The organism is Bradyrhizobium sp. HKCCYLRH2015, from assembly GCF_051168215.1.
Lineage (GTDB): Bacteria > Pseudomonadota > Alphaproteobacteria > Rhizobiales > Xanthobacteraceae > Bradyrhizobium.
Genome location: NZ_JBNPUO010000002.1, coordinates 470,266 through 485,648 on the forward strand (window position 1 = coordinate 470,266; position 15,383 = coordinate 485,648).

The window sequence follows — 15,383 nt, forward strand, 5'->3', positions numbered from 1 at the left end:
CTCACACCGGGAAGGTGTAGGCCGTCTTCACCGTGGTGTAGAACTCGCGGGCGTAGGAGCCCTGCTCGCGGGCGCCGTAGCTCGAGCCTTTGCGGCCGCCGAACGGGACGTGATAGTCGACGCCGGCGGTCGGCAGGTTGACCATCACCATGCCGGCCTCGCTGTTGCGCTTGAAGTGCGAGGCGTATTTCAGGCTGGTGGTGCAGACGCCGGCGGCGAGGCCGAACTCGGTGTCGTTGGAGATCGCCAGCGCCTCGTCGTAGTTCTTGGCGCGGATGACGCAGGCGACCGGCCCGAAGATCTCCTCGCGGGCAATGCGCATGCTGTTCGTGGCCTCGGTGAACAGCGCCGGCTGCATGTAGAAGCCGGGGCTCTCGCGGTTGAGCAGCTCGCCGCCCCAGGCGAGCTTGGCGCCTTCATCCTGGCCGATCTTGAGATAGCGCTGGTCCTGCTCGAGCTGGTTGCCATCGACCACCGGGCCGATATGCGTACCCTGCTTGACGGCGTCATCGACGACGAGGCCCTTCAGACGTTCGGTGAGCGCCGCGACGAACTTGTCGTGGATGCCTTCGGTGACGATCAGGCGCGAGGAGGCCGTACAGCGCTGGCCGGTGGAGAAATAGGCGCCGTTGGCGGCGGCTTCGACCGCGACCTTGACGTCGGCATCGTCGAGCACGACGAGCGGATTCTTGCCGCCCATTTCGAGCTGGAACTTCTTCATCGGGTTCGACAGCACGCAGGCCTGCGCGATCTTGCGCCCCGTCCCGACCGAGCCGGTGAAGGAGATGGCGGCGACGTCCGGGTGTTCGAGCAAGGTCTGGCCGACCACCGAGCCGGAGCCGACGACGAGATTGAACACGCCGGCGGGAAGGCCGGAGCGGGCGATGATCTCGGACAGCGCATGCGCGGAGCCGGGCACCAGCTCGGCCGGCTTGAACACCACCGTGTTGCCGTAGCAGAGCGCGGGCGCGATCTTCCAGGCGGGGATCGCGATCGGGAAATTCCAGGGCGTGATCATGCCGACGACGCCGACGGCCTCGCGCGTGATCTCGACGTCGAGGCCCGGACGCACCGAGGCGCCCTTTTCGCCGGTCAGGCGCAGCGCCTCGCCGGCAAAGAACGCGAAGATCTGGCCGGCACGGGCGACCTCGCCGATGCCCTCCGGCAGGGTCTTGCCTTCCTCGCGCGCCAGCAGGCGGCCGAGCTCTTCCTTGCGCGACAGGATCTCGGTGGAGATCTTGTTCAGCGCGTCATAGCGCTCCTGCGGCGTCGAGCGCGACCAGGCCGGGAAAGCGGCCTTGGCGGCAGCGATGGCCTTCTCGGTCTGCGCCTTGTCGGCCTTGGCATATTCGCCGACGACGTCATTGGTGTTCGAGGGGTTGATGTTGCGGGTGACCCCGCTGCCGTCGACCCACTCGCCGGCGATGAAATTCTTGAGGATCGCGTTCATGTTGTTCTCCAGACTTTGCGCGATTGCTCGGACAATCTAACCGATCGCCCCCGTCATCGCACGAGACAGGGGCGCTTGTCGTCGAAGGTCCAGCCGGGGATCAGATACTGCATTGCGACGGCGTCGTCGCGTGCGCCGAGCCCGTGGCTCTTGTACAGCGCATGGGCCTTTTCGATGGCGCTACGGTCAACCGCGACCCCAAGCCCGGGTTGCTCGGGCACCGCGATCCGCCCGCCCTTGATCTGCAGCGGCGCCTTGGTCAGCGCCTGGCCGTCCTGCCAGATCCAGTGTGTGTCGATCGCGGTGACCTTGCCGGGCGCGGCGGCGGCGACATGGGTGAACATGGCCAGCGAAATGTCGAAATGGTTGTTGGAGTGCGAGCCCCAAGTCAGGCCGTTGTCGCGGCAGGTCTGGGCGACGCGGACCGAGCCCTGCATGGTCCAGAAATGGGGATCGGCCAGGGGAATGTCGACCGCGCCGAGGCGCAGCGCATGACTGAGCTGCCGCCAGTCGGTGGCGATCATGTTGGTCGCGGTCGGCAGACCGGTGGCGCGGCGGAACTCGGCCATGATCTCGCGGCCGGAGAAGCCAGCCTCGGCGCCGCAGGGATCCTCGGCATAGGCAAGGATGCCATGCATGTCCTTGCAGAGGCGGATCGCCTCATCCAGCGACCACGCGCCGTTGGGATCGAGCGTCACGCGGGCCTGCGGGAAGCGTTTCGCGATCGCGGTCACCGCCTCGATCTCGGCTTCGCCCGCGAGCACACCGCCCTTGAGCTTGAAGTCGGCGAAGCCGTAGGCGTCGTGGGTGGCCTCGGCGAGGCGCACGACAGCTTCGGGTGTCATCGCCTCCTGATGTCGCAGCGTATACCAGCCATCCTTCTCGCCCTCGCCGGTGGCGTAGGGCAGGTCGGTCTTGCGGCGGTCGCCGATGAAGAACAGATAGCCAAGCGCTTCGACCGATGCGCGCTGCTGGCCTTCGCCGAGGAGCGCCGCCACCGGCAGGCCGAGATGCTGACCCAAGAGATCGAGCAGCGCCGATTCCACTGCGGTCACGGCGTGGATCATCACGCGCAAATCAAAAGTCTGCTTGCCGCGGCCCCCGGCGTCGCGGTCGGCGAAGGCGGTGCGCATCGTCGCGAGGATCGTGTTGCAGGCGCCGATGCTCTGGCCAACGATCAGGCTCTTCGCATCTTCCAAGGTCTGCCGGATCTTCTCGCCGCCCGGCACCTCGCCGACGCCGGTGTGGCCGGCATTGTCGGTCAGGATGACGAGGTTGCGGGTGAAGAACGGCCCATGCGCGCCGCTGAGGTTGAGCAGCATGCTGTCACGGCCGGCGACCGGAATGACCTCCATGCCGGTGACGACCGGCGCCCCGGAGATGTCCGTGCGGGTGGCGTCGTGACTCATGTGCTCCTCCTCGTCTTCTTACCTCCGTCATTCCGGGGCAGCCCGTCAGGGCTGAACCCGGAATCCAGAGATTGGCTTGCGTCTCTTCTCTTCAATCAGCTTCGAGATTCCGGGTTCAAGGCCTTGCGGCCTTGCCTCGGAATGACCGCGGAAATCACTCCGCCGCCTGCTGCGCCGTCACGGCGCCCGGCAGCGCCTTCACCAGCGCGGTCAGCTCGGCCATCTCGGCTTCGGTCAGGTCGGTCAGCGGCAGGCGGACCGGGCCGGAATCGCGACCGATGATCTTCATGCCGGCCTTGATGATCGAGACCGCGTAGCCCTTCTTGCGGTTGCGTATCGCGATCAGCGGCAAAATGAAATCCTTCAATCCGGCAAGGATGGTGGCGTGGTCGCGCTTGCGCACTGCGGCATAGAAGTTCGTGGCGAATTCCGGCACGAAGTTGAACACCGCCGAGGAGTAGGTCGTCACACCCATGTCGAGATAGGGCAGGGCGAAGGTCTCGGCGGTCGGCAGGCCGCCGATATAGGTCAGGCGGTCGCCCATCTTGCTGTACACCCGGGTCATCAGCTCGATGTCGCCGATGCCGTCCTTATAGCCGACCAGGTTCGGACAGCGCTCGCACAGCCGCGCCAGCGTATCCGGCTGCAGGATCGCGTTGTCGCGATTGTAGACGATGACGCCGATCTTGACCGACTTGCAGACCGCCTCGACGTGGGCGGCCAGGCCCTCCTGCTCGGCATGCATCAGGTAGGGCGGCAGCAGCAACAGGCCGTCGGCGCCGGCCTTCTCGGCGCCAATGGCGATTTCGCGCGCGATCGCCGTGCCATAGCCGGTGCCGGCCAGCACGGGCACGCGGCCACGGGTCTCGTCGGCCGCGACCTTGACCACCTCGGGCACCTCGGCTGCCGTCAGCGAGAAGAACTCGCCGGTGCCGCCGGCGGCGAACAGGCCGGCGACGTCGTAGCCGCACAGCCAGTCCATGTTGGCGCGATAGGTGGCCTCGTCGAACGAATAGTCGGCCTTGAACGGCGTCACGGGGAAGGAGAGCAGGCCGCTGCCGATCTTCGCAGCCATTTCCGTCGGGGTCATCTTGCTCATCGCGCGGGTCCTTCACGAATGTCCTTGGGAACGGGCGCGGCAGGCGCCGGCGCGCATTCCCCCGGGCGATGTCGTAGGACCAAGTTCGATGCCGGTCCAAGCCAATGACGGTATTGATTGATGTGGATCGGGTATCAATCCTCGACCGGCTTGACGGCGAGATTGCCGGCCAGATCGACCAGTGCCGGCAGCAGCGGATTGTCGTGATCGCGCCGCCAGACCAGGAACAGCTCGGCCGGCGTCGGATTGCGCAGCTTCAGCGGCCGCAGCCGGACATCGGCGATCTTCAGGCTGGAGGCCGCTTCGGGCACGATCGCAAGCCCGAGGCCGGCGCGCACCATCGCCAGGATGGAATGGATCTGGCTCAGATGCTGCACGTAGCGCGGCAGCACCTCGGCGCGCATGAACTGCGACACCAGGAGATCGTGGAAATAGCGCGCCTCGGTCTGCGAATACATGATGAAGTTCTGGCCGTCGAAATCACGGATCGACACGCTCTCGGCGGACGCGAGGCGGTGCCGGCGCGGCAGCGCGGCGCAGAGCGGCTCGGCGACGACGCGGCGGGTGGCGAATTCGGGGCGCGCGATCGGCGGCCGCAGCAGGCCGGCGTCGATCTGGCCGGAGGCGAGCGCCTCGATCTGGTCGCCGGAGACCATCTCCTTCAGCGACAGATCGGCTTCTGGAAGCTCGCTGCGGCAGGCGGCGACCAGATCGGGCAGGAAGCTGTAGGCCGCGGCCGCGGTGAAGCCGATCTTGAGCGAGCCGCTCTTGCCGCTGGCAATGCGCTGCGCCACCTGGGCGGCGCTCTCGGCCATCTTCAGGATGCGCCGTGCCTCCGGCAGGAAGCTGCGGCCCGCCGGCGTCAGCTTCACCGAGCGGCTGGTGCGCTCGAGCAGCACCGCATCGATGATGTGCTCCAGCACCTGGATCTGCCGCGACAGCGGCGGCTGCGTCATGTTGAGCCGGATCGCGGCGCGGCCGAAATGCAGCTCCTCGGCCACGGTGACGAAGCAGCGCAGCTGGTTGAGGTCGAACATCGATGCATCCTCGGCATGGATCGGGCAGGCGATCTGGGCTTGGTAGCATCGATTTGGGGCAGTGGGAATGTCGGCGGGATCGGCGGCCGCGGCGACCGCCTCACTGATACCGAGATCGGCCTGACCGCGGTGGCCGACCGCATCAGGACCTCGCTCCATCGCGGAAAGCATCAGGGAGCCCCGCTGTCCCAGACGTCTGGAACGAGATCACCCTAACCCTTGCACCCGCCACTGAGCCGCACCTTGGGGGCGCGGCGTGTCCGTGGCGAGCGCCAGGGGCCCGCTCACTTGGCGGATGCAGCCGCGCGGGCATCCGCAATGGCCTGCTTGAAAGCCTGGGCATTGGGGACGCCGGGGATGCGGAAATGGCCGATGATGAAGGCCGGCGTGCCGCGGAAGCCGAGGCCCGTGGCCTGCTCGTGATTGCGCGCGAGCACGGCGTCGATGTCGGCGTGCTTGGCCGCGAGGTCGGCCTTGGCGCGGGCCAGATCGATTCCGGCGCCGCTGAGCGCCGCATCGACCTTGGCTTCCGACAGCTTATCGTGCAGCGAAATCAGCGCCTCGTGCGCCTCGGCGAACTTGTCCTGATATCTCGCCGCCAGGGTGAGGCGGGCCGCGTAGATCGAGGCGCCGCCGAAGATCGGCCAATCCTTGAAGACGAGCCGGACGTGACCGTCGTCGCGAACCACCTTGGCGAGCTCCGGGCTGATCTTGCGGCAATACGGGCACTGATAGTCGAAATACTCGACGATCGTGATGTCGCCCTCGGCGTTTCCGACAGTGGGGATGGCGGGATCGTGCAGGATGCGCGCTTCGCTCAGAATGTCGGTGTCGTCGTCCTCGGCGCGGGCCTGGATCGGCAGGATCGCCGTGGCGAGCAGCAGCAGCGTCGCGATTGATGCGGCGAAGGTCTTCGTGGTCATGTCTTGTCGTTCTCCTGATGAGGGGTGGTTGAGGCGGTGTCGATCGCGTCGAGCACGATCTGTGGAGTCAGTAGTTCGGGCAGCACGATGCCGGCGGGAGCGCCCGGGCCGAACACGGCGTTGAACGGCAGGCCGTAGCGGCCGAAGGATCGCAGATAGGTCGCGATCGCATCGCTGGGGGAGGTCCAGTCGCCCCTGACGGCAACGACACCCGACGCAAGGCGACCGCGCACGGCCGTGCTGTCGAGCACGAGCTTCTCGTTCACCTTGCAGGTGACGCACCAGCTGGCGCCGACATCGACGAAGACCGTGCGACCGGCGCGCACCTGTGCCACGATCTCGGCGGGCACCAGCGGCTGCCAGGCGATTCCGGCCGGTCGGCTTCCGCCATCCGGCTGCTTAATGGAGGTGGCGGCGATCAGCGTTAGTCCGATCATGCCGGCGAGGCCGGCTCCAGCGATCGTTCGCCGCAACGGGAAACGGAGCGCCGCCATGATCAGCGTGGGGACCAGCAGCGCAGCGGCGAGGACGGCCGCAGTCGCCGGGCCACTGATGTCGGCGAGCACGGTCAGCAGCCATAGCGCGGTCGCCGCCATCGCGGCCGCTGCGACGGCGCGCAGCTTCAGCATCCAGCGGGCGGGCCGCGGGAAGAGAGCGGCGAGGCCGGGCGCTGCGGCCAGACACAGATAGGGCGCTGCCATGCCGAGCCCGAGCGTGGTGAACACCAGCAGGATCTGCGGCGCGGCCTGCGACAGCGCAAAGGCGACGGCGGTGCCGACGAACGGCGCCGAGCACGGCGTGGCCAGCAGCGTCATGACGAAGCCGTTGATGGCATGACCTGCCATCGTCCTGTGGCTCGCGGCGTCGCCAAGGCGGCCGGCGATCCACCACGGCAGGCCGATCTCGAACAGGCCGAGCAGGTTGGCACCGAATGCGGCGAGCACGATGATCATCGCGATGAGGAAAGCTGGCTGCTGAAACTGCAGGCCCCAGCCGACTTCGGCGCCCGCGGCCTTGAGCGCGGAGAGGACGGTGGCAAGGGTCACGAATGAGGCGACGATGCCGGCCGCCGTCGCCAGGAATGCCCGGCGCGGCGAGGGCGCGCGTGCGGGATCGTGATCGACCAGCGAAACGAGCTTCAACGATAACACCGGAAACACGCATGGCATGAAGTTGAGGATGAAGCCGCCGAGCAGGGCCACGCCGAGCATGGCCCAGATCGATGCCGCCGAAGGACGCGGTGCCGCTGTGGCTGCTTTGGCCGCAGAAGCGCGAGCAGCTTGATCGGCATCCACCGGAAGCATGGCTTCGATCGATCGATCGCCATCGACCAGGGTGACCCGCAGACGTTGCACCGGACCGGCCTGATCGAGGCCTTGCACCGGTACGGTGATCCGGACGCCGCCGTCCGACATCGGGCTCACCTGGGGACGGCCGCCGGACACGGCGTCGTTCCCATCAAGGAAGACGTCGGGCGCGTGCAGTGGCGGCGTCGCATGCGCCTCGAGCTGCAGGTGCGGCTTTGGTTGCCGATCGATGCGCAACGCCGTGATGGAAAGCCCGGGCGCGCTCGCGCGCGGGACGCTCTGCCGCCATTCGTCGATCAGCGCCTGATCGTTCGGCCGGCGCGACACGGCGGGGATGTCGGCCTCGAGATGGGCCTCCTGCTGGGTGCAGATGACCGAGCAGACGAACAGCACGGTTTTCAGCGTGAGATGCGCGGGCGCCGCGCCATCCTCGAGCCGCACGCGCAACGGAAACAGCACGTGCTCGGCATAGCCGAACGTGTCGATATCCTGCTCGCTGAAGCGGCTCGGCGCCGGCCATTCGACGGTGACATCGGCGACGTTGCGCGAGCCGGTCCAGTCGAATTCGGGCGGCGCGCCGGCGTCGCCGGGCGAGCGCCAATAGGTGTGCCAGCCTGCATCCAGCCTGACATCCAGTCCGGCCCATGCCGCGGCCGGGCCGCCGTCTGCTCGCGTGACGTCGCCGACCAGCAGGCGCGTGTCGACGTTCGCCTGCGGTCGCAATTCGCCCGCGACAGCGGTCGTCGCCGCAAGATGGAGCAGGCCGAGCAGCCATGCGAGCCGGCCAAGATGACGGATGGACATGATGATCTCCCGCGCGCTGATCGTGCGTTGCGGTGGCAGTTGCGCTGCGCGACCCGGCGCAAGGCGCGCCTGGCAAGGGCACCTTAAGCCGACCTGCACGACGCACGATCGATGGTGGATATTCGTCCGCTCAAGTCACGACGTTACGCGGCCCGTGAGCCGATGACGACGGAAGGATCAGGCGTGGCGACAGGGGGGACGGTAGGGCGAGGACGCGTCGCATTGCGTCGTCAGCGCCTCGTCGTAGGGGCGCCAGGACAGCGTCCGGGACGCGGCAACCGGCTGTGCCGCCCCACTGTCGCTCGCGGGGACGGCAGTCAGACCCGCCGCGGCAAACGGACACGCGTTGATCATGCCCGGGATGACGGCCTTCCTGCATGGCTTGGGCGCGCTGGTGGTCGTTCGGGACCATTGGTGCACACCGGCGCCGGCGTCGGCCGTTGCTACCTCGAAGGTTCCGAGCAGAGGCGCCAGACTCAAGACGAGCGCGATCAGCGCCGCCATCAGGCGGCGTGTCATCGCGGGCATCTCGAGTTCAGCACGCCTCATCGTGGACCATCGTCTCCAGTCTGGACTGGTCGCGCAGACCGGCCGCTCTTGGCAACTGACATCTTCGTGACGCCGCGAACCTGCGGCCAAACCGGCATCGCGTGAGCAAAGCGAGTGGTTCTCAAAGTACGTTGATCGGCACTTTCAGGAAAGTCTTTCCCGTCGTATCCGCCGGCGGCAGATGTCCGGCGCGGATATTGACCTGCAGCGATGGAATGATCAGGCGCGGCATGCCGAGCGTCTTGTCGCGGGCCTCGCGGAGCGCGACGAACTCGTTCTCGGTCATCCCGTCTCGGGCGTGGATGTTGCGGAGCCGCTCCTCGCCGACGGTCGTTTCCCAGCGCACCGCGCGGTCGTCGGGGGCATAGTCGTGACACATGAACAGCCGGGTCTCGCGCGGCAGCGTCTCAAGGATCTTCCGGATCGAGCGGTACAGCGTGCGCGCATTGCCGCCTGGAAAGTCGGCCCGCGCCGTTCCCCCGTCCGGCATGAACAAGGTGTCGCCGACGAAAGCGGCATCGCCCATCACATGTGTGGCACAGGCCGGCGTATGGCCGGGCGTGTGCATCACGAAGGCCGTCATCTGCCCCACCTGATAGGTGTCGCCATCCTTGAACAGCCGGTCGAACTGGCTGCCGTCGCGACGAAACTCCGTGCCCTCGTTGAAGACCTTGCCGAAGGTCTCCTGCACGGTCAGGATATGCTCGCCGATGCCGATCTTGCCGCCGAGCTTGTCCTGGATGTAGGGCGCAGCAGAGAGATGGTCGGCATGCGCATGCGTTTCGATCAGCCACTCCGGCCTGAGGCCGTTGATCTTCACGTAGTCGATCAGCATGTCGGCGGAGCGGGTGCTGATGCGGCCGGCCGCGTAGTCGATGTCGAGGACGGGATCGACGATCGCGCAGGACGGCGATGACGGATCCTTCACCACGTAGCTGATCGTGCTGGTGTCAGGATCGAAAAATCCGGCCACCTTCGGCTGCATGCGGAGATCGATTGGATAGGAATCGATTCGATAGGACATGGCTGCTGCTCCACGATTTGGCTCCGGGGCGGCATCGCCGCCCACGGCGCGTTTGTCGTCCTGCGCGGTCTAAGACATCGAATTGGATTTCGTTCCGCATGTATTGATGCCGAGCATCGCGTAGGGCGGGCACCAGCCGATCAGTGCGGTGCCGAGCGGGATCAGGCCCAGAAGGCCCCACAGGGTGTGCGGTCCTACGACCGTCAGACTGAGGATCGCCAGTCCGACGATGATCCTGAGCAGCCGGTCGATCTTGCCAATGTTCTGTGTCATGTCGCGCTCCCCTTTGGCTTGCGATGATGCAGACGATAGAGCGGGACACAGCGCGGGTATGTAACTAAGTCACCAAGAGACGCCGGTTCCTAGCCATGCTGGGCCAGGTGGACAAGCGCCGGTCTGTCGGTGATCTCGACGATTCCGCGAGCCATTCGCAACCAGCCGCGCCGCGCGAATTCATTGAGCTGCCGGCTGATGACCTCGCGTGCGCTGCCGAGCTCGTTGGCGAGCTCCTGATGCGTTGCAGCGATCTGCTGCTTTGTCCCCGCGAGATCCAGAAGCTTCTGCGCGAGCCGCACATCGATCCGCTCGAACGCGACTTCCTCGATGATGCGGAAGAGATTGGTGACGCGGCGGCTGAACGCGGTGAAGACGAACTGTCGGAATTCGCGCGAGTTGGCGATCAGCCGGTCGAACAGCGCGCGCGGGATCGCCACGGCACGGATCCGGGTCTCCGCGATCCCCTCGGCCTGGTATTCCTCGTAACCCATCAGGCAGGCCGTGGTCAGCGCGCAGCTTTCGCCTGCCTGGACGCGGTAGAGCACGATCTCGCGGCCGGACTCGGACGTCTGCTGCACGCGGATGGTCCCGTCCAGCAGCAGCAGAAAGGAATCCGGCGCCTGACCGGGGCCGAAAATCCGGCTGCCTTCCGGAAGCTCGACGATAAGGCTGGCCTCGCGCAACTGCGCGAAGATCTCCTCCGGCAGTTGTCGCAACGGCGGGAAAGCGAGCGTCCAGTCCTGCTTCGACGACATTACCACATCCGGCTGCGCCCCATCGGCATCGCCCAAATTTGCCACAGGACCGCGAGCGGGTCGAGCGATGGGACACGCCGGATCGGCGCTAGCGCATCCAGCGGCCGTCACAGCGCTCAGATGGCGCCTGCAACGCGCATCAGCATGCCCGCGATGCACGAGGCGGCGAGGACGACGAGCATTCCCATGTTGAAGCGGAAGATGGCGGTCGCCGCCGCGATCGACAGGACGACGGCCGGCAGATCGATGCTCGCCGGCAGCGGCGCGTCGAATGACAGGCCGAATCCATGGATCGGAAAGGTTTCGCGAAACAGGGTGTGCAGCGCGAACCAGATCGAGAGATTGAGGATCACGCCGACGACGGCGGCCGTGATCGCCGAGAGCGCGCCGGCGAGCGCCTTGTTTCCCCGCAGCGCCTCGATGTAGGGGGCGCCGACGAAGATCCAGAGAAAGCAGGGCGCGAACGTCACCCACGTCGCCAGCAGTCCGCCCAGTGTGCCGGCGAGCATGGGAGACAGCCCGCTCGCCCCGCGGAACGCGGCCATGAAGCCCACGAACTGGACGACCATGATCAGGGGACCGGGAGTCGTCTCCGCCATGCCGAGGCCGTCGAGCATCTCGCGCGGAGCAACCCAGTGATAGTACTCCGCGGCCTGTTGCGCGACGTAGGCGAGCACGGCGTAGGCGCCGCCGAACGTCACCATCGCCATCTTGCTGAAGAAGATCGCGATCTGACCGAAGACGTCGTTCGGCCCGAGCAGGGTCAGCAGGGCGAAGACGGGGACGAGCCAGATCGCGAGCCAGACGGCCGCCACCCGCAGCGCGTGCGACGCGTTCGGACGGACGTGATCCGGCACGGCTTCGCCGAGCATGCTGTCGATCGCGCCGGCGTTCTTGCCGCCGTGCTCGAGGGCTGCGAACTCCGGCCGGCCGAGGCGGGCAGCGACGAAGCCGATGACTCCGGCGGCAATGATGATGGTCGGAAACGGCGCCCCGAAGAAGAAGATCGCGACGAACGCCGCCGCCGCCAGTCCGATCATGATCCGATTGCGTAGCGCGCGCTTGCCGACGCGGACCACGGCCTGGATCACGATCGCCAGCACCGCCGCCTTGAGGCCGAAGAACAAGGCGTCGACAAAGCCGACATGGCCATAGGCCGCGTAGATGTAGCTGAGGCCCATGATGGCGAAAATACCCGGCAGGATGAAGAGCGTGCCCGCGACGATGCCGCCGGTGGTCCGGTGCAGCAGCCAGCCGATATACGTCGCAAGCTGCTGCGCCTCGGGTCCCGGCAGCAGCATGCAGTAGTTCAGGGCGTGCAGGAAGCGGCTCTCCGAGATCCAGTTCTTCTCTTCGACGAGGATGCGATGCATGACCGCGATCTGCCCGGCCGGGCCGCCGAAGCTCAGACAGGCCACCCGGAGCCACACGAGAAGCGCGTCATTGAACGAGATGCCATGGGCGTGTTCGGCCGCAATCGGTTTTCGCGGTGCTGCGATGTCCGTCATGACTTCACCTTGCTGTTCGGCCAGTTGTGCGCCTCCTTCGTGGCGTCGCGGCACCAGCGGTAGAAGGCGTCATAGAGCAGAAGGCCTGCGCTCAACTGCTCCAGATCGTCGTCGTACATTCGGGACAGGCCGAGCGAAGCGGCAAGCAGTCCGGCAGCTTCGGGCGACAGATCGAGCCGCGCCGTATCCGCGGCGCGCACGATCGTGGCGAGTCGCTCCAAGGCCGGCGTCCGCAGGCCAAACTCATCGACCATGATGTCGAAGGTGCAAAGTTCGCCGCGATGGCTCCAGAAGACGTTCTCGACGTCGAAGGCCGTGGCCTGGAAGCGGTCGGCGACCGCTTCCACCTCGGCCGGGGTCACGAACAGGAAGACCGCGGCGGGGTCGACGAAGCGGCGGATCAGCCATGGGCAGGCGATGCGGTCGATCTTGGGACGTGATCGCGTGACCCAGACCGTGCGACCGCGGCCGTCCCTCGCGGGAATCCTGTTCGCGGGCACAGTCGGAAGCTGCGCCTCGCTCCAGCTGACGTACCCGCCGTCGAGGACCTCGGCCGCGATGTCGCTGCACCGGAGCCAGGCTGCGGTGCCTTCGCTCAGCTTCTTGCCTTTCTGGCAGACCACGACGACGGATTGGCCGGTGAAGCTCGGCGCCCACTGCTGGACGTCGAGATGCGAACGCCTGACGGCGCCGGGGATGAGGCGCGGGTCGGCGGCGAAATCCTCGTCGATACGCACGTCGACGAGCGCCGGCGCGGCCGCCGTGCCGATCAGTCGAGACAATTTTTCGGGTGAGATCGAAGTGTATGATGATGACATGCTGCGCCCTTGGTGACCAGGACGCGATTCTTGGGCATGTCGCCTCGCGGGGAGATCGCACATCCCCGTGCGGCAGAATAAAGCGCTCGGTTGTTCGGCTGTCAACCCGTCCCGTTGCTGGAACGATCGGGGACCGTCGCGATCGCTATCGGGGCCGACCCGCCTCAGATCAGCAAGGGAAGCTGGGCTTCCACGCCGGTGTCGTGCTGCTGCAAGGATGACAGCGAAACGCCGAGGAGGCGCACCGGCTTGGCCAGGGGCATCTCGCTCTGCAGGAGAGCAATGGACAAGCGTGCCAGGTCCTCCCGGCTCGCGACCAGGTTGGCGACGGACCTGCTGCGCGTCATGATTTCGAAGTCCGCGAACTTGACCTTCAAGGTGACCGTCCGGCCTCGGTTGCCGCTGGCTTCGCAATGCTGCCAGACCTTGTCGATCAGCGGCTGCAGCTCCGCCAGCATCGGTTCGAAGTCGGTCAGGTCGGTCGAGAAGGTGTTTTCGGCGCCGACTGATTTGCGGATGCGATTGGCGCGGACCGGGCGATTGTCGATGCCGCGCGAGATCCAATAGTAGTGGTGGCCGGCCTTGCCGAAGTGCTGCTGGAGGAAGGGCAGGGTCTGATTGCGGATGTCGAGCCCGGTATGAATTCCGAGCGCGTTGAATTTCGCGGCGGTCGCCGGGCCGATGCCGTGAAACCTGCCGACCGGCAGCCCCTCCACGAAGGCTGGACCCATCTCCGGCGAAATGACGTATTGGCCATTGGGCTTGCGATGGTCCGAGGCCAGCTTGGCGAGGAACTTGTTGTAGGAGATTCCCGCGGAGGCATTGAGTCCGGTCTCGGCCTTGATCTTGGCCCGGATCTGCAAGGCGATGTCGCGTGCCAGCGGAATGCCTTGCAGATTTCCGGTGACGTCCAGATAGGCCTCGTCCAACGACAAAGGCTCGATGACCGGCGTGTACAGGGCGAAGATGGCGCGGATCTGCTGGCTGATCGCCTTGTAGATCTCGAAGCGCGGCTTGACGAAGATCAGGTCCGGACACTGGCGTTTTGCCGTCACCGACGGCATCGCCGAGCGCACGCCGTACGCCCGAGCCTCGTAGCTTGCGGCTGCCACGACACCGCGTTCGCGCGAGCCTCCGACGGCCACGGGCTTGCCGCGCAGCTCGGGATTGTCCCGCTGCTCGACCGACGCGTAGAATGCATCCATGTCGATGTGGATGATCTTGCGAATGGCCGGCGGTGCGGCATCCTGTTCCGGACCGGAGCTTGGCATGGCCAAGCTCTATCAGAGCGCGGCGATGAAGTCTGCACAGCCGAGTGCGGGCTGCCGACGACGTCCCTTACAACGACGTTGCGATGTCTGTCGCCCTCAGCCTTCCATCGGCCACGACGGAAACGCGCTCGTGAGAAGAAGGATCGCCGACCGTGATCGAGACGAAGCAGCGCCGGGACGTGTCGTCAAAGCCGCTCACGTGTTGCGACCATGGGCCTAAAGCGACTGTGATGTTCGAGCTCACTTTCCTGGGGACCTCGGCGAGCGTTCCGTCGGCGGACCGCAATCATCCAGCCCTTCTCGTTCGAGCAGGCCGGCATCGCATTCTCGTCGATTGCGGCGAGGGGACCCAACGTCAGCTGCTCCGCAGCGGGGCAGGCTTTCGCCGGCTCGATCGGATCCTGCTCACCCACGGCCATTTCGACCATGTCCTCGGCATTCCCGGACTGTTTTCTACCCTGCGGCTGCGCAGGAGCGCTGACATCATGCGCGTGCACGGCAGTCCCGACACGCTCGATGTGGTGGTCCGAATGCTCGCGGGGCTGTGGGGCGAGGGCCGTGCGCCGATCCCGCTCGAGCTCGTTCCGCTCAGGCGCGGGGAGGTTCTCGACGCCGGTGAGTTTACGATCAACTGCTTTCCCGTCCGGCACCGCGACACCGACAGCTTCGGCTTCGAATTTGCAGGTCAAATTCGCCGCCATCTGCTGCCGGACCGTCTGGCGGCGCTCGCGGTACCTGATGGGCTCGTGCGCAAGGCACTGGCGGAGGGCCGGCCGGTCACGCTGGAGGACGGACGAACCATCGATCCGGAGGATGTTCTGGGGCCGCCGCTAAGACCGAAAAAGCTCGTCATCGTCGGCGATGCTGAAACGACCGAGGGTCTGCACGAGCATGTCCGCGACGCGGACATGCTCGTGATCGAGGCCACCTTTCTCCGGCGGGATTCGGCCATGGCTCGTGACTACGGCCACCTGACGGCCGCGGAGGCCGCCGGGCTCGCGGCGTCGAGCAACGTCGGGCTGCTTGTCCTGAACCATATCTCCGGCCGCTATCCTGACGAGGAGATCCTCGTCGAGGCGCGGGAAATTTTTACCAACAGCCGTGTTGCGATCGATTTCGATCGGCTGATGGTCTAGCTGCTTGCTCGGGCGCG

General features: G+C 66.3%; 14 protein-coding genes. 1 reads left to right on the forward strand and 13 read right to left on the reverse strand.

Features of this window, described 5'->3' with window-relative positions:
• Position 1 precedes the first annotated feature (1 nt).
• The 13 genes from ACQR1H_RS06250 to dinB form a co-directional block, all read right to left on the reverse strand.
• Positions 2-1,450: an aldehyde dehydrogenase family protein gene (locus ACQR1H_RS06250; protein ID WP_434907300.1), complete on the reverse strand. Its 1,449-nt coding sequence runs from the start codon at positions 1,448-1,450 to the stop codon at positions 2-4.
• Between the two features lie 53 nt (positions 1,451-1,503).
• Positions 1,504-2,859, reverse strand: a complete 1,356-nt coding sequence (gene gudD, locus ACQR1H_RS06255) for a glucarate dehydratase (protein ID WP_434907301.1) — start codon at positions 2,857-2,859, stop codon at positions 1,504-1,506.
• A gap of 154 nt (positions 2,860-3,013) precedes the next feature.
• Complete coding sequence (gene kdgD, locus ACQR1H_RS06260) at positions 3,014-3,958, reverse strand: 5-dehydro-4-deoxyglucarate dehydratase (RefSeq protein ID WP_434907302.1); 945 nt, start codon at positions 3,956-3,958, stop codon at positions 3,014-3,016.
• 134 nt (positions 3,959-4,092) lie between these two features.
• Complete coding sequence (locus ACQR1H_RS06265) at positions 4,093-4,995, reverse strand: LysR substrate-binding domain-containing protein (protein WP_316181762.1); 903 nt, start codon at positions 4,993-4,995, stop codon at positions 4,093-4,095.
• Between the two features lie 284 nt (positions 4,996-5,279).
• On the reverse strand, positions 5,280-5,918 hold the full coding sequence (locus ACQR1H_RS06270; RefSeq protein ID WP_434907303.1) for a DsbA family protein: 639 nt from the start codon (positions 5,916-5,918) through the stop codon (positions 5,280-5,282).
• The gene (locus tag ACQR1H_RS06275; protein ID WP_434907304.1) at positions 5,915-8,029 is read right to left on the reverse strand and encodes a protein-disulfide reductase DsbD family protein; all 2,115 of its coding nucleotides are present in this window, start codon (positions 8,027-8,029) and stop codon (positions 5,915-5,917) included. The genes ACQR1H_RS06270 and ACQR1H_RS06275 overlap by 4 nt, the downstream gene beginning before the upstream one ends.
• 177 nt (positions 8,030-8,206) lie before the next feature.
• Entirely contained in the window at positions 8,207-8,578 is a 372-nt protein-coding gene (locus ACQR1H_RS06280) for a hypothetical protein (RefSeq protein WP_434907305.1), read from the reverse strand.
• 121 nt (positions 8,579-8,699) lie between these two features.
• A complete protein-coding gene (locus ACQR1H_RS06285; RefSeq protein WP_434907306.1) occupies positions 8,700-9,602 on the reverse strand; it encodes an MBL fold metallo-hydrolase in 903 nt (300 codons plus the stop codon).
• Between the two features lie 69 nt (positions 9,603-9,671).
• Positions 9,672-9,875, reverse strand: a complete 204-nt coding sequence (locus ACQR1H_RS06290; protein ID WP_315802014.1) for a YgaP family membrane protein — start codon at positions 9,873-9,875, stop codon at positions 9,672-9,674.
• 89 nt (positions 9,876-9,964) lie between these two features.
• On the reverse strand, positions 9,965-10,633 hold the full coding sequence (locus ACQR1H_RS06295) for a Crp/Fnr family transcriptional regulator (RefSeq protein ID WP_315802172.1): 669 nt from the start codon (positions 10,631-10,633) through the stop codon (positions 9,965-9,967).
• Between the two features lie 116 nt (positions 10,634-10,749).
• Entirely contained in the window at positions 10,750-12,141 is a 1,392-nt protein-coding gene (gene chrA, locus ACQR1H_RS06300) for a chromate efflux transporter (protein WP_434907307.1), read from the reverse strand.
• Positions 12,138-12,959, reverse strand: a complete 822-nt coding sequence (locus ACQR1H_RS06305) for a sulfurtransferase/chromate resistance protein (RefSeq protein WP_316181586.1) — start codon at positions 12,957-12,959, stop codon at positions 12,138-12,140. The genes chrA and ACQR1H_RS06305 overlap by 4 nt, the downstream gene beginning before the upstream one ends.
• 164 nt (positions 12,960-13,123) lie before the next feature.
• Positions 13,124-14,230 (reverse strand): DNA polymerase IV, encoded by a 1,107-nt coding sequence (gene dinB / locus ACQR1H_RS06310; protein WP_316181587.1) that lies wholly within the window; start codon positions 14,228-14,230, stop codon positions 13,124-13,126.
• Positions 14,231-14,460: 230 nt separating this feature from the next.
• On the opposite strand from dinB, the gene ACQR1H_RS06315 reads away from it, so the two are divergent.
• Positions 14,461-15,366 carry an MBL fold metallo-hydrolase gene (locus tag ACQR1H_RS06315; protein ID WP_434907382.1) on the forward strand — a complete coding sequence of 302 codons (906 nt, stop codon included), beginning with the start codon at positions 14,461-14,463 and terminating at the stop codon, positions 15,364-15,366.
• Positions 15,367-15,383 lie beyond the last annotated feature (17 nt).